We start from the raw sequence: 24953 nt of genomic DNA, 5'->3' as shown, positions 1-24953 counted from the left end.
CACCATGACTGTAGAGTATCTGAAAAAAGCGGTCCTCACGTCGAAGACCGACGCCTCCGAAACCACCAAGATCGTGCAGGAAATCCTGGATACGATCGAGGCCGGCGGAGATGCAGCGGCGCTCGATTACGCGGCTAGGTTCGACAAGTATGAAGGCGACATTCTCCTGGACGATGCCGCGATCGCCGAAGCGGCGGCGAGGGTTCCGGAAAAACTGAAGCGGGACATCGAGTTCGCCCATGCCAACGTGAAGCGGTTCGCGGAGGCCCAGAAGGAGACCTGCCAGGATATCGAGGTCGAAGTGATCCCGGGCCTGATTGCCGGCCAGAAGAGCATCCCCGTCGAAACGGCGGGCTGCTACATTCCCGGTGGCCGTTACAGTCACATCGCCAGTGCGATCATGACGGTGACGACGGCCAAGGTTGCCGGCTGCAAGAACATCATCGCCTGTTCGCCGCCGCGGCCAGGTATCGGCATCAACCCGGCCATCATCCATGCGGCCAAGGTGTGCGGCGCGGACAAGATCCTCGCCATGGGCGGGGTCCAGGGCGTTGCCGCCATGACATTCGGCCTGTTCGGTCTGCCCAAGGCGAACATTCTGGTCGGGCCGGGCAACCAGTTCGTTGCAGAAGCCAAGAGAATTTTGTTCGGCCGTGTCGGCATCGACATGATCGCCGGGCCGACCGACAGCCTGATCCTGGCTGACGGCAGCGCCGATGCAATGGTGGTGGCCGCGGATCTCGTCGGGCAGGCGGAGCATGGCTACAACTCGCCCGTCTGGCTGGTGACCGACACGCGGTCCCTGGCGGAAGAGGTCATGGCGCTGGTGCCGAAGCTCATCGACGATCTCCCCGAAGTGAACCGGGACAACGCAACGGCCGCCTGGCGGGATTACGCGGAAGTCATCCTCTGCGACACGCGCGAGGAAATGGCGGCTACGTCCGATGCCTATGCGCCCGAACACCTGACGGTTCAGGCCGAGGATCTCGACTGGTGGCTCGACCGGCTGTCCTGCTACGGCTCGCTTTTCCTCGGCGAGGAAACGACCGTTGCCTTCGGGGACAAGGCGTCGGGCACGAACCATGTGCTGCCAACCTCCGGAGCGGCCAGCTACACCGGCGGGCTTTCGGTCCACAAATACATGAAGATCGTGACGTGGCAGCGCGCCACCCGTGACGGCGCCAAGCCGATTGCGGAGGCAACGGCGCGGATTTCCCGTCTTGAAGGCATGGAGGGCCACGCCCGCACGGCCGACATCCGGCTCAAGAAGTACTTCCCGCAGGAAACATTCGACCTGACTGCGGATCCAGGAGCCTGACCTCATGTCGAACCTGTTTGACGTCTCCGGCAAGGTGGCCTGTGTCACCGGTGCAAGCTCCGGTCTCGGCCGGCGCGCAGCGACCGCGCTCGCGCGGGCCGGAGCGTCCGTGGTGGGGGTCGCGAGACGGTCGGCGGATCTGGAGGACTGGAGACGGGAAGCCGGCGGACAGACGGCAGCGGTCACGGCGGATCTTTCCGACCGCGACGGCCTTGCAAAGCTGGCCGCAAACATTGCCGGTCCATTCGGACCGCCGCAGATCCTGGTGCATGCTGCCGGCATAAACACGCGTGAGACGGCCGACGAGGTCACACCCGAGGGCTGGGACATAACGTTGTCGCTCAATCTGACGGTGCCGTTTTTCCTGAGCCAGGCCTTCGTGCCGGCCATGCGCGAAAAGCGCTGGGGCCGGATCGTGACGTTTGCGTCCCTGCAAACGACGCGCGCCTTTCCCGGCGGCATTGCCTACGGCGCGTCGAAGGGAGGCATCGGCCAGCTCACGCGGGCCATGGCCGAGGCGTGGTCGAAGGACGGGATCAACGCCAATGCCATCGGTCCGGGGTTCTTCCCGACGGAACTGACGGCGGCTGTCTTCGGCGACGATGAACGGGCGAAACGCAACGCGGCGCAGACCTGCATCGGCCGCAATGGCGCGCTGGAGGACATGGACGGGCCGTTGCTGTTTCTTTGTTCCGACGCCTCTGCTTATGTGACCGGCCAGGTGTTGATGGTCGATGGAGGTTTCACGGCAAAATGAAAGCGCTAGTCTACACGGGGCCGGAGAACCAGGCCTATATGGAGGTTGCCGATCCGGCTCCCTCGGACGGTGAGGTGCTGATCCGGGTGGCCCATACCGGCATCTGCGGTTCGGACATGCATGCCTTTCTCGGGCATGACGAGCGCCGGCCCGCACCACTCATCCTCGGCCACGAAGTCGCGGGTACGGTGGTGTCCGGCCCCCAGACCGGGCGCCGCGTCACCGTGAACCCGCTGGTGAGCTGCGGCGTCTGCGAGGCGTGCCTGGCAGGCCGGGACAACCTGTGCGCCGACCGCCAGATCATTTCGATGCCGCCGCGCGAAGGCGGCTTCGCCGATTACCTCGCGATGCCGGAAAGCAATCTCGTGACCGTGCCGGATCATGTCACGGACGCGCAGGCCGCGCTTGCCGAACCGATTGCCTGCGGCTGGCACGCGGTCCGGCTGGCAATAAAGGCGCTTGCCGGTGATCCGCAAAACGCACATGCACTGGCGATCGGTGGCGGGGCCATCGGGCTGGGCGCCGCGCTCTGTCTCAAGGCGCAGGGCATCGAGAATGTGAAACTGGTGGAGCCGAACGCGGAACGCGCGCGGTTTCTGACGACGACCTGTGGCGTGGATGTCTTGAGCCCGGACGAGGCGGAGGCGAGCGGGCTCTACGACATCGTGGTGGACGGGGTTGGATATCCTGCCACACGTGCCTCTGCGTCAGCCTGCGTCAAGCCCGGCGGCGTCATCGCCCATATCGGCCTGGGTTCCGCCGAAGGCGGGCTTGACATAAGACGGATCACGCTTCAGGAAATTCAGTTCATCGGCACGTACACCTATACCGCACAAGACTTCCGCGACACCGCAGCAGCCATGTTCGACGGCCGGCTCGGCGCACTCGACTGGGTTGAAAGCCGGCCGCTCTCGGAAGGCCTCCGCGCCTTCACCGATCTGCGCGCCGGACATGTCGCGGTTCCGAAGATATTACTGACACCAGACGCTTAAGGAGACATTCATGTCTGAAATTCCCCACCTTCTCGTCCATGAGCATGCCGACAATGTCGGTGTGGTCGTCGTGGAGGGCCTGACCGCCGGTACGGACATGCTGTGCTGTGTCACGCACGACAATTCCACGTTCAGGCTGACCGCGGGTGCGGACGTGCCGATCGGACACAAGATTGCCCTCAAGGATCTGAACGACGGCGATACGGCCATCAAATACGGCGAGGATATCGGCAAGATCATTGCCGACATTCCCAAGGGCGGCCACGTCCATACGCATAACTGCAAAACCAAGCGCTGGTAAGGAGCCGTGTCCATGTCTTCCAAATACTCAAACATCACGGTGAAAGCGTTCCGGCGCGAAAACGGCAGGGTCGGTGTCCGCAACCACGTCGTCATTCTTCCGGTCGACGATATCTCGAACGCGGCCTGTGAAGCGGTTGCCAACAACGTGAAGGGGACGCTTGCGATCCCGCATGCCTATGGCCGCCTGCAATTCGGCGAGGATCTTGAGCTGCACTTCAGAACCATGATCGGCACCGGCGCGAACCCGAATGTCGCCGCCGTCGTCGTGATCGGCATCGAACCCGGCTGGACCAAACGGATCGCAGACGGGATCAGGGAAACGGGCAAACCGGTTGCCGAGTTTTCGATCGAGCAGAACGGCGATTTCGAAACCATCCGCGCGGCGTCCTGGAAAGCGAAGGAATTCGTGCACTGGTCGACCGAGCTGCAGCGCGAGGAGTGCTCGATCTCCGATATCTGGGTCTCCACGAAATGCGGCGAAAGCGACACCACCACGGGTCTCGGATCCTGTCCGACCGTCGGCAACATGTATGACAAGCTGCTGCCGGAAGGCATCACCGGGTTCTTCGGCGAAACCTCCGAAATCACCGGCGCCGAGCACATTTGCCAGAAACGCGCGATCAATGAAGAGGTTGGCGAGCGCTGGTACAAGATGTGGAAGGCGTATCAGGATGACGTGATTTTCGCGCACCAGACCGATGACCTGTCCGACAGCCAGCCGACAAAGGGCAATATCGAGGGTGGCCTGACCACGATCGAGGAAAAGGCGCTCGGCAATCTGGAGAAGATCGGCCGCACGTCGCAGTACATCGATATCCTGGAGCCCGCGGAAGCACCGAAGTCCGGCAAAGGCCTCTATTTCATGGATTCCTCTTCCGCAGCAGCGGAATGCGTGACGCTGATGGCGGCCGGGGGGGCGGTGATCCACACCTTCCCGACCGGGCAGGGCAACGTGGTCGGCAATCCGATCGTACCCGTCATCAAGATCACCGCCAACCCGCGCACCGTGCGGACCATGAGCGAACATGTCGACGTGGATGTTTCCGGCATTCTGCGGCGTGAGATGACGATCGATGAGGCTGGCGATGAGCTGATCGACATGATCCGCCGCACGGCCAACGGCCGGAACACGGCCGCTGAAGCGCTGGGTCACAGAGAATTCTCCATGACCAAGCTCTACCGCAGCGCCTAATTGCAGTCAGTAGGCGGCCGGGAATCCGGCCGCCTGCAACGGAAAGGAATGCGCGTGGAACCGAGCAATCGACTTAGTCTTGACGAGGCGACCAGCCTGATACAATCGGCCTTTGCCGGTGTCGGCGTCTCGGATGACGTCGCCCTATGCGTTGCAAAAGCGCTGGTCGCTGCCGAAGCGGAAGGACAGGTAGGGCACGGTTTCTCCCGCGTCGAAGACTACGCGGCGCAAGTTCGAACCGGCAAGATCAGGGCGAATGCGGTAGTCGAGATAAACCAACTAGGAACGGGCAGTCTTCTGGCGGATGCCGGTTTCGGCTTTGCCTATCCCGCACTGGAGCAGATTATCGACAAAGGCATAGAGCTGGCGCCGTCCACCGGATGCGTCACCATGGGTGTCACGCGTTCACACCACTGCGGTGCCCTGTCGGTACAGGTCGAAAAGCTCGCGCGTGAAGGCCTTGTCGCCATCATGGTGGCCAACACCCCGGCTGCAATGGCGCCTTTCGGAGCCAAGCAAGCCGTGTTCGGCACCAACCCGATCGCGTTCGCGGCACCTCGTGCCGGTCGCGATCCGCTTGTGATGGATCTGTCCCTGTCCCGGGTCGCGCGCGGCAAGGTGATGAGCGCGCACAAGGCCGGCAAGCCGATCCCGGAAGGCTGGGCCCTGGACGCGGACGGCAAACCGACGACCGATGCGGAGAAGGCGCTGGGCGGAACGATGCTGCCCATCGGCGAGGCGAAAGGAACGGCTCTCGCCCTCATGGTGGAGATCCTGGCGTCGGTGATGACCGGCGCGTCGTTCAGTTCACAGGCGACGTCCTTCTTCAAGGCCGACGGCCCGTCCCCGGGTGTCGGCCAGTTCCTGATTGCCATGAAACCGCAGGACAGCCATTTCACGGGCCGCCTCGAGGAGTTGCTCAGCGCAATTGAAACGCTGGAGGGCGCGCGCCTGCCGGGCAGCCGGCGGTCGTCCGCGATCCGCGCGGCGGCAGAAAACGGGATCGACGTCCCTGTCCGCTATATCGACGCGTTGCGGAAGCTGGCTGAAGGCGGAGCCTGACCGGGAACAGATCCGCCGGATACCCGTCGGATTGATCCGGCCAAAAGAGGAAAACGGAGGCACGATACTCGCATGTACAAACACATCCTCATTCCGGTCGCGCTCGATCATGAAACGCTGGTCGACCGGAAACTTGAAATCGCGCGACACCTTCTGGCCGAAGATGGCAAGATCACGCTGCTGACCGTGCTGGAGAATATTCCAGGCTTCGTGTCCGAATTTGTCGACCTCAAGATCGACAACCATCTGACCCAGAAAGTGGCGGACCGGCTCAAGGCGGCAGCCGGTTCGGACGCACGGATCAACTGCAAGGTCGTCACCGGAAAACCGGGCGTGCAGATCGCGGCATATGCCGACAGCGAGAGCGTGGATCTCATCCTGGTCGGCTCCCATCATCCGTCTGCCCAGGATTACTTTCTGGGGTCCACCGCGTCGCGGGTCGTCCGGAGAGCGGGATGCTCGGTGTTCGTTGTCAGAGACGGCGACGGCTAGAGCATTTTCCGACCAATTTGGATCATTTGACCGAGGCCCTTTTTCGCGCTGGCGAGACGGTTCGCCCGCCGTGGTGTTGCCCACCACAAGGGTGAACCAACGACGCCAGAGCGGAAAAGGGCCCGGCCAATCTTGATGTTTGTCGCTTGAATGCGTTCCACAAAGGGTGAGGATATCCAGCCCATCGGCTGCGTTGTGCCACTTGCACGATGCACCGCATCGCGCTTCGTGACCCGCCTGGCCGAGTGAACCGGATATCCGCATCAAATGATTCAAATTGGTCGGAAAATGCTCTAGGCCATACCCGCGTTGCGGCATGCCGTCAGACAGTCATCGTCATCCCGAAGGCGCGCTGCAGGCGATATGTCGACTTGATGAAGCGGGACGCAGCCGCATCGAGATCTGCAATCTCCAGCTTCAGATTCTCCTTCAGCCGATTGCCCAGTTCGACCGTGCCTTCGCGCCTGACGTCCGGGTCCTGCCACTTCGGCAGGATCTCGTTTTGCCAGAAGGTCTCGATCCAGGTGTAGTCGGCAACGTGAACATGATCGAAGTCTTCAAGTGCCGTCATGACACAGCCAAGACGCGCTCCGAGGATGGCCCAGTCCCCGTTGGGCGTATCGAGGCCGACACTGCACCACACCCTGAGCCGCTCATGGTTGGCCGCACCGATATGCTGCAACAGGGCTTCGCTCTTCGGAAGGTCGGGCCAGGCCTCGTAGGCAAGCACACCGTCGGCGAGATTGAATTTCACCCCCTCGCGAAAACCGCCCCGGAACGCCTGGAACGGGGTTGCCGTCATGTGAACCTCTGACAGGACCCGGTTGGCCTGGAAGTAAGGCGTCGTCCAGCAGAAGTCGACGGCGGCTTCCCGGCGCCGGGCGTTTTCGTGTGACCGCAGTGTCACCAGTGTTTCGCGGGGCCAGATCTTCACGCCGCCATTGCCGTATTCCAGGGCGTTCAACACGTTTCTTGCGCTGAAGGAAAAGACGGCGCCCCGATCCCTCGGCGACACATCAAATGTTCCGGAGAAGAAGAGATCGTCGATCAGGAAGTTGTCGGCATCTATGGTGATGACGTGATCGCTCCGGCTTATCTCACCCGCTTGCCGGTGCGCCGCGTCGAAGCCCATGACGCCGTGCACGCGCTGGGCGTGCGGCAGGATTTCCAGAACGCGCGCGTAGTGCACATCGGCGTTCGGCTCGTCAATGCTCAGGAAAACCGCATCGCATGTCGACAGATCGAGCACTGTGTCACCAGTCCTGGTCGTTGCCGAGATGAACGATGGCTTCCGGCCGCCACTTTTCGATCAGGAGGTGCTTGCGCCTGACGAAATAGGCGCGCCAATCGAGATCGGGCTGTTGCAGGGAACCTGCGGTGACATTGGGAAGGCAATCATAGGCAAGGCCGGCCTTTTGAAGTGGCACCATGTCGGTCAGATCCACGATGATGACCGGCAGCATGCCCTGGTCTTTCGCGCCCCTGGTGGCCGCGGGCAACAGCGGTTCGATGTCTTCCCACTCGAGACCGCACAGGTTCACAAGCATGATCGACAACGCCCTGTCCGGTCGCACGATGCCGTCGATGACGGGACTGTCGCTGTTGAACGGCCAGGCGGCCTCGCCTGCGTCCAGCTTCCGGGTTTCACCCTTGCCGCCCCAGCTTATCTGAAAAGAGATATCCTTCATCCGGCTCCAAGCCTGCTCACTGGTGATGTGGTAAGCGATGTCAGCACATCCTGCCACGTCGCCGCCAGCATTTTCCCGTTTCGGGCCGCCGCAGACGCCGCTGCGGCCCGTCCACGGTTTTCCCAGGACGCCGGATCTTCTTCCAGAGCGCCTTTCAAGGCGTGGGCAAGATCGCCGTCTTCGTAGATCAGGCCGGACGTCGGAGGGTCAATGACGTCCCGAAGCCCTGGCGTGTCCGGTCCGAGAACTGCGCGTGCGTGGGTTGCCGCCAGAATGGCCGAACCGGACGTCAGCGACGCCCGGTAGGGCAGCACGACAAAGTCGGCGGCCGCGTGCAGTTTGCCGACATCCGCCTGGCTTGCGAACCCTTCCTTCAGCACCAGGCGGTCATCAGCTGGCAAATCGAGATCGTAGTTGCTTGCCAGTTCGCCCGCAAAGATCAGACGGTCGTCCGGGCCGGCGGTCGCGAGGAAGGCTTCGGCAAGCTCCACCGGCTGCTTGTACGGGGCGATGCGTCCGGGCGACAGGACAATCCTGCGCGCGCCTGACAGTCCCAGATCGTCGCGCGCAGAACCGCGCGGATAGACCGGGTAAGCGCCTTCGTAGTTGTGATGGGGAATGACGCGGACCCTTGCCTCGGGCAATGGCATCACTGCCCGCGCTGCCGTGAGCGCGTGGAGCGAGTGGACGTGGAGTATGTCGGAAAGCGCGCACAGACCGGCCTGGAGGTCTTCATTTGCGGCATTTTTTTCCGCGTCGTGAGGGGCCAGGTTGTGAAGTGTCCAGACCACCTTGCCGCCAGCTCCGCGGAACCGGCTTAAGCCGTCCAGGAAGTCTTCAACGGATTTCGGCGCACCAGCCCCCATGAGCACGGCATGTTCCCAATGCAAATGGAACAGATGCGGCCTGTCCGGCGCCTCGGCCTGCAGGCTCAGTGCGTCCGCGATTGATCCCGGCTCTGCGCGGAAAGCCGGTTCCAGACTTTCATAGAGCAGCGTCTGGTAGGGGTTGGTCCCCCTGTAGTCGGGAAAAAACGTTATCCGCTGTGAGGTTAGGTGTCGGGCAGTCATCACGGTTGCTGTTCTGGGCGGCAAGGGCGGCCGGGTCGGTGACCATAGGGCGATGTCAAACTCGTCAGTGTTTGACTTGACACCTTATCCGGGGTCGCTTCTAATCTTTTGCATATTTTTTTTAATGTCAAAAATTCGGGTGAAGGCAGCCATGCCACGTTGGGTTCTCGGAAAAGTCCTGGCCTTGCTGAGCGTTCTCGGCATTCCGCTGAGCAGCGCCGCGGCGCAGAATTCCGCTCAGTTCGACTCGCCGGCTGCCGCTCGTGCCTATTTGCGCGCAAATCCCGACGGACCACAGGCCAATGCGGCATTTCTGGCGCTGGTGGAATTTCGCCTGATGCGGGAGAACCCCGGTTTGTCGAGAGACGAAATCATGTCGATTTTCAACCGGAACGCATCCGCTTCTACCGGAGCGCGTCAGGCTCCGTCGCCAGGCCTCTATTGAGAAAAAAACATGCGTTGGCCAATTCGGGTTTTGTTCAAGTCAACCGGAGCCATTGCGATTGCTGCGGTGGTTTTTCTTGCGCCTGCCAGGGCGCAGACGACTGATGCTCTTGCCGGGTCGACGTCCCGCGTCGCTCTTGTCATCGGCAATTCGGCTTACCAGTCGGTTGCGCCGCTCCCCAACCCGGTCAACGATGCGGAGCTGGTGGCCGAAAAACTCTGGGAAGCCGGTTTCGAAGTCATTGAGACGCTCGATGGCGACCGCGAGAAAATGCTCGCCGATCTTGCAACGTTCCGCAGCCGCCTCCGGGAAGGCAGCGAGGCGCTGTTCTACTATGCCGGACATGGCGTTCAGATCGGTGGCCGCAACTACCTTTTGCCTGTCTCCGTCGCACCGAGGTCCGTTGAAGAACTGATCGAGCAGTCGATCGATGCGCAGCTTTTCGTGGACATCATGTCCAACTCCGGCGCCAAGCTGAACATCGTGCTGCTGGATGCCTGCCGCAACAACCCCTTTGGCGAGATCACGGATGCGGAATCGGAGACGATCGCATCGCGTGCGATCAGTCTCGGAGCCTCGCGCGAAGAGGTCTCACGGGGCCTGGAACAGCTGTCGCAATCCAGCCGCGGCGGGCTTGCGGAAATGACGGCAGGCGACACGGAAACCGTGATCAGCTTCGCGACGGCGCCCGGGTCGGTTGCCTATGACGGCGAGGGCCGGCACAGCCCCTATACCCAGGCGATTGCCGACAACATCAGCGAGCCGGGGCTCGAGATCATCGATCTTTTCCGGCGAATTCGCGGCAGCGTGCGCGAAAACACGGCCGGGGAACAGATCACCTGGACGACGAGCACGCTCGAAAGCCGCTTCTATTTCATCCCGCTCGTTGACGATCTGCGCGCAGCGACGACCGGCATGTCCATCGCCTCCGACACGCTGGGCGGGCTGCCGCCGCGCCGTATCATCGACCGGACGTTCTGGCGTTCCATCCGGGACAGTGAGCGGGCGGAAGCCTTCACCTCCTATATCCGGACGATGCCGCGGGGAGCCTTCGTTGAAGACGCGAAAGAGCAGCTCAGGCAACTGGGCGGCGATCCCGACAGTATTCTGGTTTCCGACACGGCGCTCCCGGACGCCGCTCCCGTCCGGGCGGGGATTTCCGGAGACAATGGCCGCAACGACATCATTTCGGCGCTGGACAGTGCACGCCTGAACGTGCCGATCGGCGTTGGCGAGAAACGGCTCGACACCAAGGCCGGTGAAAATGGCTGGGTCTATGTCGAAAGCGCCTCCCGCCTCGGCGTCGTCACCGAGAGCTCCGGAAAAGCGCTGCATGGCGGCACGGTCCACTGGCTTTCCGACACGGACGAGCTGGCTTACACCCCCCAGGTCGGTTCCAATGGTGGCCGCGACGCGTTCCGCAGTCTTGCCCTGGGAGAGGAGGGCAACACTGCTCCGATCGAGGCACAGCTCGATGTCTACGTGGACGCGTGCGATATTCTGGCCGGCAATCCCTATGACAGCCAGCGCGTCACAGCAGGAACGCGGCAGTTCATCATCGACCGCAATTTCGATGCCGCCATCGAGGTGTGTGAAATCGCCGTTGCGAACTATCCCGACGTCGAGCGGTTCTGGGCGCAGCTTGCACGTGCCTATCGTTCGGCAGGCGACTATGAAAAAGCGATCGAGTGGCAGCAGAAGGCCGTTGATGCCGGTTATGCTTCCGCCATGGTGTATCTCGGCCAGATGTATCTCGACGCCCAGGCAGTGCCGCGGGACTATCCGCGGGCGAAGGAACTCTTCGAGGAAGCGGCGGACCGCGGCGAAACGGCCGCATATACCGCGCTCGCCTATGTCCACCGTGCCGGTGTCGGCGTTCCGCAGGACTACGCTCAGGCCCTGGAATTCTACCGGGAAGGTGCGGATCTCGGGAATGACTGGGCGATGACCAATATTGCCGAGTTCTACCAGAAGGGGATCGGCGTCGAGAAAGACCCTAACGAGGCAGTCACCTGGTACACGGCCGCCGCGAAAAGCGGCGAGTTGACCGCACAGACGCGCCTGGCGCGGATGTACCAGATCGGAGATGGTATTCCGAAGGATTTCGAACAGGCGCGTTTCTGGTTCGAAACGGCTGCGGGACGGGGCGTGCCGAATGCGCTCACGCGGCTCGGGATCATGTACGAAAACGGGCAAGGGCTCGACAAGGACGTGGAGGCAGCCGTGCGGCTGTTCACCCGGGCCGCGCGTGAGGACGACGCAGAGGCCTATTTCCGGCTTGGCCGGGTGTATGCGTCCAAACATCCGCTGTTCGACGACCCGGAACGGGCTGCGGTGCTCTTTGAACGGGCGATGACGGAAGGTGTTTTCGGGGCGGAACGCGGTCTGGCGCGTCTCCTTTTTGAAGGGCGTGGCGTTGACAAGGACGTGCCGCGCGCCCGCGAACTGTTCGCTGCAGAAGCGGAAAAGAACCCCTGGGCAGCGCGTGACGCCGGACGCGCGTGGGCATCAGCGGACGGAGCTGAACCCGACTTCGCCGAAGCTGCCCGCTGGTACCGGGTCGCCGCCGAGGGCGGTGTTCCCTGGGCGGCGCTTGATCTGGCGCGGCTGTCGGAAACCGGACGCGGCGTTCCAAAAGACAGGCAGGCCGCGCTGATCTGGTATGCTACGGCACTGGGACTGAGTGACAATGCCAATCTGGCCGAGACGGTTGCCAAGAACACGTCTTCCTATGGCCGGGAAGAATTTGTCGCCGCGGCACAATCGATCCTGTCGGAACTCGGTGTACTGTCCGGGCCGGCCGACGGGCAACTGGGACCGGCAACGCGCCGGGCCGTGAATGAAGCCTTCACGTCACGCGGGCTGACACCGCCCGGTGATGAAATCACCCTCGATGTACTGTCGAGACTGACACGAATGGATTGAGAGACAGGCGGGATTCCAATGGTCAAAAGCATTGCAGCTCTAATCGTCCTGACGGTGTTCCTGACAGGCTGTGTCAGTTCCTCGGTCAACCGTCCCGACGTTTCCATCGAAGAGGAAGTCGCCCGTCTGAAAAAGCAGGGATTCCGGCAGGTTACCCGGACATCGGACGGAACGCGCATCCTGCGCTACAGCGGCCGGATAACCTCGGCGGTCGAGTGCAGGAGAAGCTCGAACAGTTTCGCGCCCATTCCTTCCAGGCGCAGAACCGCGGACGGACAGACGCAAACCGTCACGCTTGATGCCTACCTGCAACTGTCGCCCGGATCAGACGGGGTTTTGAGGAGTTCGGGGCGCGACGGCATCTATATCGTGACGATCAAAACGCGCGGCCGCGGCGGAAACACGTCGCTGACCGGCATCAAGTTCGGGCCACGCGGACAGGCCTCGTTCAGGTCGGGCCTGACATGCCGTGCTGCTTGACCGGACAGTTGTAATTGTCACGGTCTTCCGCCCTGCGGCTTGATATATGTGTTCTGGCCGATATCCGTATCGGGGATGTCGCTGCACCTTGCCATGCGACGATGATCGAGGGACTGGCCGATGCCGGATACCGGGTCGGTGTGCTTCCGGTCGCGCCTGCCGCGATCAAGGCGGATCCCTACTCGATCGAACCTACGTGGCGCAGGCTGTTGGCTGACGGCCGCGTAAAGCGGCTCGCACCCGGCGTGCACGCCGAATGCGCACTTGCGCTCGGGCTCGATGCCCGGCTGTTTGCATTGCCGTCCGGCAACGTGTGTTCGATCACGGCAGACCAGCGTATCGTGACGCTCGAGCGGCCGGCCGATTTCGCGTCGAAGACACAAGGAGAACTGGAGCGCGTCGCCGAACACGCCGGGGAAGTGCTGGGCGGACCGGTGGTCTGGGACCCCACGTCACGGATTTGCAGGGATGCCTTGTCCTCCTGTGTGCCGCATTGGCCGACAACCGGTGTCGACTGGCTGCCGACCGTGCCGCCAACGGGTGTTGTACGCAGTGAAGGGGTCGAGCGTGCCCGGCCCACAGTTGGAATGGGCCACTTTGCGCGTGCGCGGTCCGGACCCTGGATGCTTTCCGTAGAGGCAGGGGCACGCGCGTTCCGCGCCGCCAATGTTCAATGGCGGCTTCTTGCGCCCCCGCAGGCCGAGCGGCCACCCTGGCCGCAGCCGGCACCCGTTGAAATCTGGCCGGACGATCAAGTCGGGTTTTGCGAGTTTCTCGGCAAGGTCGATATCCTTGCCCATGACGGTCAAGCGGCGGATGACCCGTGTCCGGTGGACGTTCTTTATGCGCTGCGCAGCGGTGTCGTTCCCTTTCTCGAGCCCGAATACAGATCCGTGTTTGCCGGAACAGCGATCTACGGACGTCCTTCCGAGATCGCCCAGCGCGCGCTGGAATTTCACGAAAACCCGTCTCTCGGCGCCGACTTGCGGGCCAGCGGAAAGGAACTGGTCGAGAAGCTGTTCCTGCCGCAGGCCGCAGTTTCCAGAATACGGAAGCTTATCGGCAAACCACGCGACAATCCTTATGCGCCGGCCGTTCACGCAGCGCGCCCAAGGCGGGTGCTTTTCTATTCGACCAACGGGATCGGTCTGGGGCACCTGACGCGCCAGCTCGCGATCGCGCAGCGCCTGCCTTCCCGCCTCACGCCGGTTTTCGTAAGCCACTCCAAGGCCGTCGATATTGTCCATGCATATGGATATGCGGGTGAGCATCTGCCGTATCATTCGGCTTACGGCGCGCGCAAGGAACATTGGGACGTGGCGCTTTCGGATGCCTTGACCGCAGCTCTGGACTTCTATCGCCCAAGCGCCCTGGTCTTCGACGGCAACGTTCCGTTCCTGGGGCTCATGAGGGCGATGGAGAGCTGCCCCGATGTGGCGCGGGTCTGGGTCCGGCGCGCCTTCTGGGGGCCGAACCGGGATCTGGACGCCCTGGAACGCGGCACGGCATTCGATCTCGTCGTGGAACCGGGTGAACTGGCATGGGCACGCGATGACGGCCCAACGGTGGACTACAGGCATGAGGCGCTGCCGGTGCCGCCCGTGAGGCTTCTGGACGGGAACCAGCTTCTGGACCGGCAGGCCGCTTGCGCACAGCTTGGTCTGGATCCGGGGCGCTTGAACGTCCTTGTTGCGCTGGGCTCGGGCAACAATACGGATACCGGTCGCATGACGGCGCGGACGCTTGCCCATCTCCACGGGCGTGCGGACGTCGGGACGGCTGTTGCCGAATGGCGCATCGCGGGTGAGACATCCGACCTTCCGGCGGGTGTCCAGCGGCTCACGGGCTATCCGTTCGGCAAGTTTTTGAGCGCATTCGACTTTGCCGTTGCCGCCGCCGGCTACAACACGTTCACCGAACATATGGCGGAAGGGCTTCCGACCGTCTGGGTGCCCAACGAGCATGCGCAGCAGGACAGGCAGATACTCCGGGCGCGTTTTGCCGTGGCCCGGGAGCTCGGCGAGATGGTGCGGCACAGAGCCGACTTCGACCTGAAGCGCGCGCTCGACCGGATGCTTGATCCGGAACACCGCGGGAAAATGCGTTCGGCGCATGCAGGCATCGGGCAACACCTTGCGGCAAACGGTGCGGTTGCGGCGGCCGAGGCGATCGCCAGCCTGTGCGAGACCGTGGTGGTGCGGGGAGCTTCCGAGCTTGAAGGGCCGGAACCGAGTGGTTCAGTTTCTGCGACCGTCGAGACGCGTATTGCAGACGGGCCGCACGAACACAGCTCGTCCTGACGCTAGATTGAAAAAAAAACCGGGCCGATTGGCCCGGTCTTGTTCATGATGTCATGCAGCAACGAGGCCTCTGTCAGGCCGCCTTGCGCCTGCGCATCCGCGCTCCGGCGAGGACCGCGAGCCCAATGGGAAGAAGAGCGATGCCAGCGGGCAGCGGTACAGCGGTGAGCTTGAGATTGAAATCGCAAACCGAGCTGCTGCCGCACGGAGCCCCCGGACCGCCGCTGGGTCCCTTGGTGAAGAACCAACCTGACAGTCCGAGTACATTCTGCTGCTTATCGTTCGCACCGACACCGTATTGGAACGTGTAAGGGCCGTTCTGCGGCTTCATGAGAAGCTCATACATGCTTGTGAACGTTCCAACGCCAGTCAGCGTGGACACGTCCACGAGGTCCATGAATGTCCAGGTTGTCTTGTCGCCAAGACCAGCGCCCTTTGCGCCGAGGCCTGCCGCCTGTTGTTGTGTCCAGTTTCTGAAATTGGCAAAGCTCAGTTTTACGTCGTAACCGTCACCAAGGTTGTTCGTGGCGGTTCCCATCAGCGTTCCGGTATCGTCGCTGTACCTTGTGAACATCGCACCAGACTGGAAGTGGTAACTCTGACCGTTCATGTAAAGGCTGTGCTGGTTCGGCGCGTAGCTCATTACGTTGTACTTTTCAACCACGGTCGCAGCGGATGCAACCGAAACGCCGACAATTAGGAGCGCCGCTCCTGCGATTGCACTTCGTATCATGGGGTTCCCCTCTAATTGCTATATCTAAACACAAATCTTATGTAAATTTTAACTATGTCACTTACCGCATATCCCTAGGTCAGTCAACAAATGATGTCTGTATTCTGCGGCACTCTATTTCTGCAACCTTCATGCAACTCAAGAGAGATTTCAGGTCCTGAACCGCCTCACTGACGGGCGCGCGTTGCTAGTGCATAACAGGTTGGAATGTTCGTCCGTGCGTCGGCGCTAGGATCCCAAAATCTCGGACAGTTGCTCAAGACTCTCGTCGCTGTCCCATTGCGCAGGTCCGACCATGCGTCCGATCTCGCGTCCGTCCGGGTCGATCAGGACCGTTGTCGGTATTCCGAAGACATTGAGCGTCCGCATCGTGTTCTGCGACGGGTCGAGGTAGACGGGCAGGTCCGTCAATTTGTGGAGACGGTAGAAGCTCTCGATGTTTCCAGCCCCGGTCGTGTCGATGGAAATCGGCAGCACACGAATGTTGCGATTGCCGAGATTGCGCGTGAGTTGATCGAGCGCGGGCATTTCCTCCCGGCAGGGTTCACACCATGTGGCCCAGACATTGACGACCAGATATGCCCCTTCGAAGTCCTTCAGGAACACAGGTTTGCCCGCACCATCGAAAAAAGCGGTTTCGGGAACCTGTCTCGGCGTCTCCAGCAGGGTGAAGCGGCCCGCGGGCAGGTCGCTGCTGAAGAGCAGCGGATAGACATTCGCGACGATGACGAAGCTGCCAATGAGTATCAGGAAAGTCGTGAGCGATGAACGCATGAAAGAAACTCTGGTTGCGTGCGACGTCCAGCCGGCAGGTATTCTCCAGCATTTCATAGCACCTCGTTTGAGATATTCAGGTTCGGTCCGGCAGTCGACTGCTGATGTGATCAAAAAAGTGTGTGCCGTTGCAAGGCAAGCCATGCGGAGCACCCGGACACCGGCATGACGACCGCCGGTCATGGCCTATCCATACCCACTGCTATCCGGTTTAGAAAATACATTTTAATTCATGCCTTTAAGGAAGCAGCACGACTCTGATCGGTGGCAAATCAGGACACGGTAATTTTCCCGTGTTTGTCGTCCCGGTTTGCCGCAAATGCGGCAAGACCGGGAACCAGTATCCCCTATGACCAAAAGTTAGATGAAGAAGGAGAAACAAGCGGCTACTGGTTTCCGGCCTTCCGCTGCGCTTCAGCCGGAATGACAAGTTCATTGACCGGGGAGCGCCTCAATAGGCCCCTACCGGATTAAACCGGACAGCAGTGATCGATACTGTGCAATTCGAGCCGTATCGTTGATGTTGAAGTCATCACTAACATGCCACCACCATGACGTGGCAGAGCGGTTTTGCTGCAGTGCATTATCAATTGGTTGAATGCGCGACCTCATGGTGCCGGCGAACACGCCGTTTTCGGCAAGCACTCCGGTTCAACGCAACGTGCGGCGTCTTTGCCATTCTCTCAAAACGGGAGAATTCTGCGGTTTTAAGCATTTAGACCTAAGTATTAATTCGTCAGAACAATAGTGTTCATACGTATGATTATACCTAAGTCGCGTAATTCCTAAGTAGTGTTGTAACGCAAGAAAGCGCTGCTAGTGTCCTGATCTCAATTCTGATCGATTCAGTCTTGCTCATCAAAGTTGTTTCTGGAGTGCGAAGCCTTGTGAGGCAGGTTTTGCAGAACTTCGAAGAAACATTTGAGTATAGTTTCTGGTTTGTCTTGTCAGGATTTGGTGAGTGTTCGGTTTGTTTAGCCCTCGGCCAATCCCTGCTGCAAACGGATCAAGAATTTTCCCCGCCTCATGCTCAGGTTCCGCTTTCGTTTTGTGCGATGCGGGAATTTCTGTCGGAAGTCGAGACAAATCGAAGGAGAAGCAGGGTGCCGCTGGCATCACCGGGCCCGGCTTGCAGCAGGACGAAGTGGAGGAGACGCCATGTCCGAAAACTCATCCAACAACGGATACTGGTCCGCGAACATGCGGATCATATCGATCAGCCTCGTCATATGGGCGCTGGTCTCTTTCGGGTTCGGCATTCTGCTGCGCCCTCTCTTGAGCGGGATTTCCGTCGGCGGGACGGATCTGGGCTTCTGGTTCGCCCAGCAAGGCTCAATCCTTGTCTTTCTCGCGATCATTTTCTTTTACGCGTTCTGGATGAACAAGGTCGATCGCGAACACGGTGTCGACGAAGAATAGGGGCCTGACAAATGGATCAGTTTACTATCAACCTGCTGTTTGTGGGCGGCTCCTTCGCGCTCTACATCGGCATCGCGATCTGGGCCCGCGCGGGCTCGACCTCGGAATTCTACGCCGCCGGACGCGGGGTGCACCCGGTCACCAATGGCATGGCGACCGCGGCTGACTGGATGTCGGCGGCCTCGTTCATCTCCATGGCGGGCCTGATCGCCTTCACCGGCTATGACAACAGCTCCTTCCTGATGGGCTGGACCGGCGGTTACGTGCTGCTGGCGCTGCTGCTTGCGCCTTACCTGCGCAAGTTCGGCAAGTTCACCGTTTCGGAGTTCATCGGTGACCGGTTTTACAGCCAGACCGCCCGGATCGTGGCCGTTGTCTGCCTGATCGTGGCCTCGACGACCTACGTGATCGGTCAGATGACCGGCGTCGGTGTCGCCTTCGGGCGCTTCCTCGAGGTCGACAACACGACCGGTCTCCTGATCGGCGCCTGCGTCGTCTTCGCCTATGCCGTCTTTGGCGGCATGAAGGGCGTGACCTATACGCAAGTCGCGCAATATGTGGTTCTGATCACGGCCTACACCATCCCTGCGATCTTCATTTCGCTTCAGCTGACGGGCAACCCGATACCGGGTCTCGGCCTGTTCGGAAATGACGTTGCCAGCGGCGTTCCGCTGCTGACGAAGCTGGACCAGGTGGTGACGGAACTCGGGTTCAACTCCTACACCGCGCATCATTCCAATACGCTGAACATGGTTCTGTTCACGCTGTCGCTGATGATCGGCACGGCCGGTCTGCCGCACGTGATCATGCGGTTCTTCACCGTTCCGAAGGTTTCCGATGCACGCTGGTCGGCGGGCTGGACGCTGGTGTTCATCGCGATGCTCTACCTGACCGCTCCGGCCGTCGGTGCCATGGCGCGCCTCAACATCACGGAAATGATGTGGCCGAACGGCGGGATCAACGGCGGTGCTGTAGCTGTCGAGACCATTGCCGAAGATCCGAAATATGACTGGATGGATACCTGGCAGAAGACGGGTCTTCTCGACTGGGAAGACAAGAACGGCGACGGCAAGATCCAGTACTACAACGACAAGAATGCCGAGATGCAGACCCTGGCCGCCGAGAAAGGCTGGGAAGGCAACGAGCTGACGAAGTTCAATCGCGACATTCTCGTTCTTGCAAATCCGGAGATTGCGAACCTGCCGAGCTGGGTCATCGGCCTGGTGGCAGCAGGCGGTCTTGCCGCGGCGCTGTCAACGGCTGCCGGATTGTTGCTGGCCATATCTTCAGCGGTCAGTCATGACCTGATCAAGGGTGCCTTCAATCCACAGATCTCGGAGAAGGGCGAGCTCCTGTCGGCGAGGATTGCGATGGCGGTCGCCATTGTAGTGGCAACCTATCTGGGTCTGAATCCACCGGGATTTGCCGCACAAACCGTGGCACTCGCCTTCGGACTGGCGGCAGCGTCGATCTTCCCGGCGCTGATGATGGGGATCTTCTCGACCCGCATCAACAACACCGGTGCCGTTGCCGGCATGCTGGCAGGCCTGATCGTGACGCTGGTCTACATCTTCCTGCACAAGGGCTGGTTCTTCATCCCGGGCACCAACACCTTCACGGATGCGGATCCGCTGCTTGGCCCGATCAAGTCGACGTCCTTCGGGGCAATCGGTGCGGCGGTGAACTTCCTGGTCGCCTATGTCGTCTCCGGCATGAGCAAGGAAACGCCGCAGGCGATCAAGGAACTGGTCGAGAGCGTCCGCATCCCACGTGGTGCCGGCGTCGCGCAGGACCACTGATCCATGCGGCGGGCGGCTGGTTTCCAGCCGCCGGCCTACGTAAGATCCAGTCCTGCCCGGTTATCTGCCGGGCAGGACTTTGTGTCAGGACGAGGCGGGTAGAATGTCTTTAACTGTTGGCCAGATTCTGGGGTTCCTGAAATCGCTGCACCCCTATGATGCGCTTTCGCACGAAGTGCAGGAAAAGCTGGCCGAGCGGTTCCAGGTCCGTCACGTCGAAGCAGATTCCCATATCTACAAGTTCGGGGAACAACTGCCCGGTCTGTTCGTCATTTACGAAGGCGGGGTGAAGATTCGGGACGAAAACAGCGTCATCGTCAGCCACCTGGTACACAGGAACACATTCGGTGAGCGGGGGCTTTTGAAAGACGGGACGGCAGCCACGTCCGCGCAGGCAGACGAAGCGTCCGTCCTCCTGATGCTGCCACCGGCCGATTTCCGCAAGCTCATGGACGAACAGCAGGTCGTCGCCCGATTTTTCGACCGGGCGCGCAAGGCAAGCGTTCGCAGCAAGGACCTTGCCACGACACAGGCAGAAACGCTGATGGCACGCAACCCGGTCACCTGTGCGCCGGATGCCTCGGTCCAGGACGCGGCGCGTAAAATGCGCGACTTGCACATTTCCTCGCTGTGCGTGACGGACCGGCAAGAAACACTGCTTGGAATCGTGACCACGCGGGACCTGACGGGAAAGGTTCTTGCCGAAGGTCTGCCCGGAACGACGCGAGTCGCCGACGTCATGACGAAAGAGCCGGTGGCGCTGGCGCCTTCGGCGATCGGCACCGATATCCTGCACCTGATGATGGAGCGGCGGATCGGGCACATTCCGATTGTCGAAGCCGGCCGCCTGGCCGGGATGGTGACGCAGACCGATCTGACGCGTTTCCAGGCGATCAGTTCTGCTGACATGGTCGGCCAGATCACGCGTGCGGCGACGGCTGAGGACATGGCGGCGGTGACTGCTCACATCCCGCGATTGCTGCTTCAACTGGTGGCCTCAGGCAGTCCGCACGAGGTGGTCACGCGGCTGATCACAGACATTGCCGACACGGTTACGCGCCGGCTGCTTGCTCTGGCGGAGGAGAAGCTGGGTCCGCCCCCCGTGCCCTATCTCTGGCTTGCCTGCGGCTCCCAGGGGCGCCAGGAACAGACGGGTGTGAGCGACCAGGACAACTGCCTGTTTCTTGATGATGCGGTAAGTGACAGCGACAGGGACGGCTATTTTGCGGATCTGGCCCGCTTCGTCTGCGACGGCCTGAACACGTGCGGCTATGTCTATTGCCCGGGTGACATGATGGCGACGAACCCGCGCTGGTGTCGGCCGGTTCGTGTCTGGAAAAGCTATTTCGAGGGCTGGATCCGGAAACCGGACCCGGAAGCGCAGATGCTGAGTTCAGTGATGTTCGATCTGCGCGCCATCGGCGGCCGCAAGGAGCTCTTTGAAAACCTCCAGGAAGAAACGCTCAAGGCCGCGGCATCGAATTCGATCTTCGTGGCGCACATGGTCAGCAATTCGCTCAAGCACCATCCGCCTCTCAACCTTCTGCGCGGCCTGGCCACGATACGGTCCGGCGAGAACAAGAATGCGCTCGATACCAAGCTGAACGGCGTGGTGCCGATCGTCGACCTTGCGCGGATCTATGCGCTGCAGGGGCAGATCACGGCGGTGAACACCAAGGCGCGGCTGCTGGAGGCGCGCGCGAGCGGCCGGCTCAGCCAGTCAGGGGGCAGCGATCTGCTGGACGCCTACGACCTGATTGCGGAAACCCGTTTGCTGCATCAGGCCGGTCTGATCAAGCTCGGTCAGAAGCCGGACAACTTCCTGCAACCATCGTCACTGTCGGATTTTGAGCGAAGTCATTTGCGGGACGCCTTTGTCGTGGTCAAAACGATGCAGTCCTCAATTGGGCACGGTCGCGGAATGCTGGGCTAAAAACAGCAGAAGCGGAATGGATGGGTGGACGCAAACCCGTCCGGGAGGAAAGATATGTTCGTCGAGCTGATTGCAGCCTTTGTCGCCGCCATCGCGGCAGCCGGTGTCGTCATGCTGGTCAACCGCTTGCTGGGTGGCCGTCTGCCGCGCTGGTTTGCACCTGTGGCAGCCGGTGCCGCGATGATCGTCACCACGATCGCCAACGAATACGGCTGGTTCTCGCGGACGAAGGAAGCCTTACCCGAGGGCATCGTGATTGCCCAGACGATCGAAAACAGGGTGTTCTACAGGCCCTGGACCTATGTGCAGCCCTTTGTGGAGCGGTTCGTCGCGGTCGATGTCGGAACCATTCGCACGCATCCGGACCGGCCGGGCGAACGTCTCGGGGAGACCTATTTCTTCGGCAGATGGTCGCCGGTCAACAAGCTCACCGTTCTGGCGGATTGCGCAGGCAGCCGACGCGCTGCGCTGGCCGATGCCGTCGTGTTCGAACAGGGCGGTGCCGTCTCCGGCGCGGACTGGATCCACGTGCCCAAGGACGACCCGATCGTTTCAACTATCTGCGGAGCGGAATGATGCTGATGTCGCTCAGTCTGAGATTGCGGACCTTTCTGCTGTTTTTCGGTTCCGCGGCGGTGTGTTCGGTTCTTGTTGTCCTGTCGCACTATTTCGCGTTCAACCGGCTCGACGAAGGCGGAGCGTTGTCCTCTTTTCTCATCTCGGGTTCATTATCGGCCTTCGCCATTCTCGCCGTGACGACGAGGGTCTGGCTGCTGTTCGACGAAAATGTCGCCAAGCCGATCGATCATCTCGCGGCCACGATCCGCACGCGTGCGCATGCCGGTGTCGATGCGCTGGTGGACCTGCACGGATCGCGTTTTCTCGGAGATCTCGGGCCTGCCATTCAGGCCGTGACAGGGAAGCTTTCCAGGGTTTCGGCGGAAACCGATGACATGGTCGCGAGCGAAACAGCGCGGATCATGGCGGAAAAAGCGCATCTTTCCATGCTTCTGACCGAAATTCCGGTCGCCATCATCCTGGTCAGTCCAAACCACCGGATCATGCTCTATGACGGACAGGCGGCCGATGTGCTGGGACAGGTGCATGTGCCGCGCCTCAGCGCTTCGGTGTTCGACTATTTCAACGAAGAAGAACTGCTCGCCGCTCAAACGAAACTCTCCGAGGGACGCTCGGAGGTTGTTGCCAAGGTCAAGGGCAGTCAGGGAAAACTCAGTTTCGAGCTTCGCCTGAAGAAACTCAAAAAGGTGCCGGGCTACATGATCCTGGTGGACGGAACGAAAGCGCGGATAGAGCCGGATGCGGAGCGTCCGCTGATCTACGACTTCGATCTCACTGAGCAGGTCAGCGAACGCGAGATCGAAAACACGCCGCTGCAGGATCTGCAATTCGTCGTCTTCGACACCGAAACCACCGGCCTGATGCCCAACAAGGACGAAATCGTCCAGATCGGTGCCGTTCGTGTGGTCAGGGGGCGGATCGTCCCCGGCGAGATGGTGGATCAACTGGTCAATCCCGGGTGTGCCATACCGCCGGCTTCCACGAAGGTCCACCGGATCACGGACGACATGGTCGCCGATGCTCCGGATGCAGGCATAGCTGTGACCCAGTTCCACGGATTCGCCCGCGACTGTGTCATGGTTGCGCATAATGCGCCCTTCGACATGGCGTTTTTGAACCGACACGCACGCTTGTGTGATCTCTCCTGGGATCACCCTATGCTCGACACGGTTCTGCTGTCCGCTGTCCTGTTCGGCGAGACGGAGGCGCATTCGCTGGATGCCCTGTGCGCGCGGCTCGACATCACGATTGCGCCCGAGCACCGGCATACGGCACTCGGAGACGCCCAGGCAACGGCCGAAGCGCTGTGCAAGATGCTGCCGATCCTGTCGTCGCGCGGTTACAGGACATTCGGCGAGGTTATTCAGCAGACCCGCAAACACGGCAGGCTGCTGAAGGACCTGAACTGACCGGCAGCCATCACAAGCGCTAGTCGAAGACGTGACCGTGCTGATAACGCTCGTCCTTGCCGGCGGCCTCGGTCAGGGCGGCGACGTTCGATTTGGTGAAGAAGCCGTCAAAGGCCTTGCAGCGCTCGATATATTCCGTGATGAGCAGCGTGTGTTTCGAGTGCTTGGAAAAGATCTGCTTCAGATCGGGTGAATCCTTGCACTCGCCCACGACATGGGCAAGGAACGGGATGCCCTGCTGCCCGAGCAGGCCGACAACATAGTCGACGTTCTTCTGGTTCGAAGGATGGTCGCCGTCCAGGATCTCTACCGCCATGTGATGCATCCTGCGCCCGTAGTTGCGGACGAAGTCTTCCGTCGGCATGGGCAGGTTTTCAAAGGAATTGACGAAGGACGGCGTATTGTTGGCCGTGAACACCTTTGCCGGTGACTGCTTGTCGTCGCTGACGATGGGGCACCGGTTCACGTTGGTGGAGGAATTCATGTCGGAGATGTTGTAGGCGCCCCAGAAATAGTAGGGAACCATTGTCTGAAACTCGAGGATCGCATCTTCCCGTTCCCCGGCCAGGATGCGTGTCGCCATGTGGTCGTAGCCAAGCATCAATTCGTTCAGGCCGTGTTCTTCGGCAAAGGCGATACCGTCCTGCAGCAGCGCGTTTTCTGCGTCGGTCAATGTGACCCGTTCCCCGAGCGCCAGGCTTTCCGGATCGTTGAAATCGTGGCCGGAATAACCGATCCGGTTGCCGGTAAAATCGGAAGGCGTCGAGAACACGATACCCATCGATGTATAGAAGGCGTTCTCCGTATCGCCCGGATAGTCGAAGCGGATGCTCTGAGCTTCCAGTGTTTTCAGCAGTTCTGCGGTGTCGGGACAATGGAACACTTCGCCGACATAGCGGGTATTGGACTTCTGGCGTGACAGCGGGTAAAGCACGTTGAGGCGCTTGATATAGTCCTCGTAAGTATCCGAAAGCGGCTCCATCAGGATGACCGCCGGAAACTCCGGCTTGTTGTGCAGGACATGAAACTTGTGCGTGCCGGAAATGTAGCTGGAATGATACCGGTTCGGTGTCATCCGGTGCAGTTCGGCCATGGTGGCAACGCCGTCGCCCGCCTCGACCTGAATGACCACCGCTTTCATCCGGCCGACGAGATCGTTCACGCCGGTCTTCGCCCGGCGGTCGTAAATCTTCGGCAGATACTCCTCGAAGAATTCCGAATTCTTCTTGTCACCCTTGGGTTGGTAATCGGAATAGTCGAATGGCAGCGCGTCCATGATGCTC

At 60.9% G+C, this 24953-nt stretch carries 22 protein-coding genes; 16 read left to right on the top strand and 6 right to left on the bottom strand.

Translation table 11 applies throughout. The features are described 5' to 3' along the window. Positions 1–4 precede the first annotated feature (4 nt). The 7 genes from hisD to ACO07N_RS28325 all read left to right on the top strand — a co-directional run bounded on the left by hisD (position 5) and on the right by ACO07N_RS28325 (position 6116). Entirely contained in the window at positions 5–1318 is a 1314-nt protein-coding gene (gene hisD, locus ACO07N_RS28355) for a histidinol dehydrogenase (RefSeq protein ID WP_421984210.1), read from the top strand. A 4-nt stretch (positions 1319–1322) separates the two neighbouring features. Continuing rightward, a complete protein-coding gene (locus tag ACO07N_RS28350; RefSeq protein WP_421984209.1) occupies positions 1323–2075 on the top strand; it encodes an SDR family NAD(P)-dependent oxidoreductase in 753 nt (250 codons plus the stop codon). Continuing rightward, the gene (locus ACO07N_RS28345; RefSeq protein WP_421984208.1) at positions 2072–3067 is read left to right on the top strand and encodes a zinc-dependent alcohol dehydrogenase; all 996 of its coding nucleotides are present in this window, start codon (positions 2072–2074) and stop codon (positions 3065–3067) included. The genes ACO07N_RS28350 and ACO07N_RS28345 overlap by 4 nt, the downstream gene beginning before the upstream one ends. Positions 3068–3077: 10 nt before the next feature. After that, positions 3078–3368, top strand: a complete 291-nt coding sequence (locus ACO07N_RS28340; RefSeq protein WP_421984207.1) for a UxaA family hydrolase — start codon at positions 3078–3080, stop codon at positions 3366–3368. 12 nt (positions 3369–3380) lie between these two features. Then, positions 3381–4562: a UxaA family hydrolase gene (locus ACO07N_RS28335; RefSeq protein ID WP_421984206.1), complete on the top strand. Its 1182-nt coding sequence runs from the start codon at positions 3381–3383 to the stop codon at positions 4560–4562. A 54-nt stretch (positions 4563–4616) separates the two neighbouring features. Beyond that, the gene (locus ACO07N_RS28330; RefSeq protein ID WP_421984205.1) at positions 4617–5624 is read left to right on the top strand and encodes an Ldh family oxidoreductase; all 1008 of its coding nucleotides are present in this window, start codon (positions 4617–4619) and stop codon (positions 5622–5624) included. Between the two features lie 72 nt (positions 5625–5696). Then, positions 5697–6116, top strand: a complete 420-nt coding sequence (locus ACO07N_RS28325) for a universal stress protein (protein ID WP_421984204.1) — start codon at positions 5697–5699, stop codon at positions 6114–6116. Between the two features lie 322 nt (positions 6117–6438). Here ACO07N_RS28325 and ACO07N_RS28320 read toward each other — a convergent pair whose 3' ends face one another. The 3 genes from ACO07N_RS28320 to ACO07N_RS28310 are packed head-to-tail and all read right to left on the bottom strand — an operon-like array spanning position 6439 to position 8874. Beyond that, positions 6439–7365, bottom strand: a complete 927-nt coding sequence (locus ACO07N_RS28320) for a hypothetical protein (protein WP_421984203.1) — start codon at positions 7363–7365, stop codon at positions 6439–6441. Between the two features lie 4 nt (positions 7366–7369). After that, positions 7370–7804: a hypothetical protein gene (locus tag ACO07N_RS28315; RefSeq protein WP_421984202.1), complete on the bottom strand. Its 435-nt coding sequence runs from the start codon at positions 7802–7804 to the stop codon at positions 7370–7372. Then, positions 7801–8874, bottom strand: a complete 1074-nt coding sequence (locus ACO07N_RS28310; RefSeq protein WP_421984201.1) for a glycosyltransferase family 4 protein — start codon at positions 8872–8874, stop codon at positions 7801–7803. Before ACO07N_RS28310 ends, ACO07N_RS28315 begins: the two co-directional genes overlap by 4 nt. A gap of 151 nt (positions 8875–9025) precedes the next feature. Between ACO07N_RS28310 and ACO07N_RS28305 the strand changes: the two genes are divergently transcribed. From ACO07N_RS28305 to ACO07N_RS28290, 4 genes are read left to right on the top strand one after another with little or no spacing between them, the layout of a single operon-like run. Then, positions 9026–9319, top strand: a complete 294-nt coding sequence (locus ACO07N_RS28305; RefSeq protein WP_421984200.1) for a hypothetical protein — start codon at positions 9026–9028, stop codon at positions 9317–9319. 9 nt (positions 9320–9328) lie between these two features. Beyond that, on the top strand, positions 9329–12244 hold the full coding sequence (locus ACO07N_RS28300; protein WP_421984199.1) for a caspase family protein: 2916 nt from the start codon (positions 9329–9331) through the stop codon (positions 12242–12244). 18 nt (positions 12245–12262) lie between these two features. Further along, entirely contained in the window at positions 12263–12724 is a 462-nt protein-coding gene (locus ACO07N_RS28295; RefSeq protein ID WP_421984198.1) for a hypothetical protein, read from the top strand. 14 nt (positions 12725–12738) lie between these two features. Next, positions 12739–15024 (top strand): glycosyltransferase, encoded by a 2286-nt coding sequence (locus ACO07N_RS28290; RefSeq protein ID WP_421984197.1) that lies wholly within the window; start codon positions 12739–12741, stop codon positions 15022–15024. A 73-nt stretch (positions 15025–15097) separates the two neighbouring features. Here ACO07N_RS28290 and ACO07N_RS28285 read toward each other — a convergent pair whose 3' ends face one another. Together ACO07N_RS28285 and ACO07N_RS28280 are read right to left on the bottom strand one after the other, a co-directional pair. Next, positions 15098–15757: a VPLPA-CTERM sorting domain-containing protein gene (locus tag ACO07N_RS28285; protein ID WP_421984196.1), complete on the bottom strand. Its 660-nt coding sequence runs from the start codon at positions 15755–15757 to the stop codon at positions 15098–15100. A 228-nt stretch (positions 15758–15985) separates the two neighbouring features. Next, positions 15986–16531 (bottom strand): TlpA family protein disulfide reductase, encoded by a 546-nt coding sequence (locus ACO07N_RS28280; protein ID WP_421984195.1) that lies wholly within the window; start codon positions 16529–16531, stop codon positions 15986–15988. Positions 16532–17689: 1158 nt separating this feature from the next. Here ACO07N_RS28280 and ACO07N_RS28275 point away from each other — a divergent pair. From ACO07N_RS28275 to ACO07N_RS28255, 5 genes are all read left to right on the top strand, one after another. After that, on the top strand, positions 17690–17950 hold the full coding sequence (locus ACO07N_RS28275; RefSeq protein WP_420333343.1) for a DUF4212 domain-containing protein: 261 nt from the start codon (positions 17690–17692) through the stop codon (positions 17948–17950). A gap of 11 nt (positions 17951–17961) precedes the next feature. Beyond that, entirely contained in the window at positions 17962–19749 is a 1788-nt protein-coding gene (locus ACO07N_RS28270) for a sodium:solute symporter family protein (protein ID WP_421984194.1), read from the top strand. Between the two features lie 103 nt (positions 19750–19852). Continuing rightward, entirely contained in the window at positions 19853–21682 is a 1830-nt protein-coding gene (locus ACO07N_RS28265; RefSeq protein ID WP_421984193.1) for a DUF294 nucleotidyltransferase-like domain-containing protein, read from the top strand. A 54-nt stretch (positions 21683–21736) separates the two neighbouring features. Continuing rightward, complete coding sequence (locus ACO07N_RS28260; RefSeq protein ID WP_421984192.1) at positions 21737–22258, top strand: hypothetical protein; 522 nt, start codon at positions 21737–21739, stop codon at positions 22256–22258. 5 nt (positions 22259–22263) lie between these two features. Then, positions 22264–23670 (top strand): exonuclease domain-containing protein, encoded by a 1407-nt coding sequence (locus ACO07N_RS28255; protein WP_421984191.1) that lies wholly within the window; start codon positions 22264–22266, stop codon positions 23668–23670. 19 nt (positions 23671–23689) lie between these two features. Here the strand turns inward: ACO07N_RS28255 and ACO07N_RS28250 are convergent, their stop codons facing one another. Next, positions 23690–24946: a hypothetical protein gene (locus ACO07N_RS28250; protein WP_421984190.1), complete on the bottom strand. Its 1257-nt coding sequence runs from the start codon at positions 24944–24946 to the stop codon at positions 23690–23692. Between the last annotated feature and the right edge of the window lie 7 nt (positions 24947–24953).

Origin of the sequence: Roseibium sp. (assembly GCF_965229775.1) — a bacterium.
Classification (GTDB): domain Bacteria; phylum Pseudomonadota; class Alphaproteobacteria; order Rhizobiales; family Stappiaceae; genus Roseibium.
This window is presented reverse-complemented; position numbering and strand designations above follow the sequence as displayed.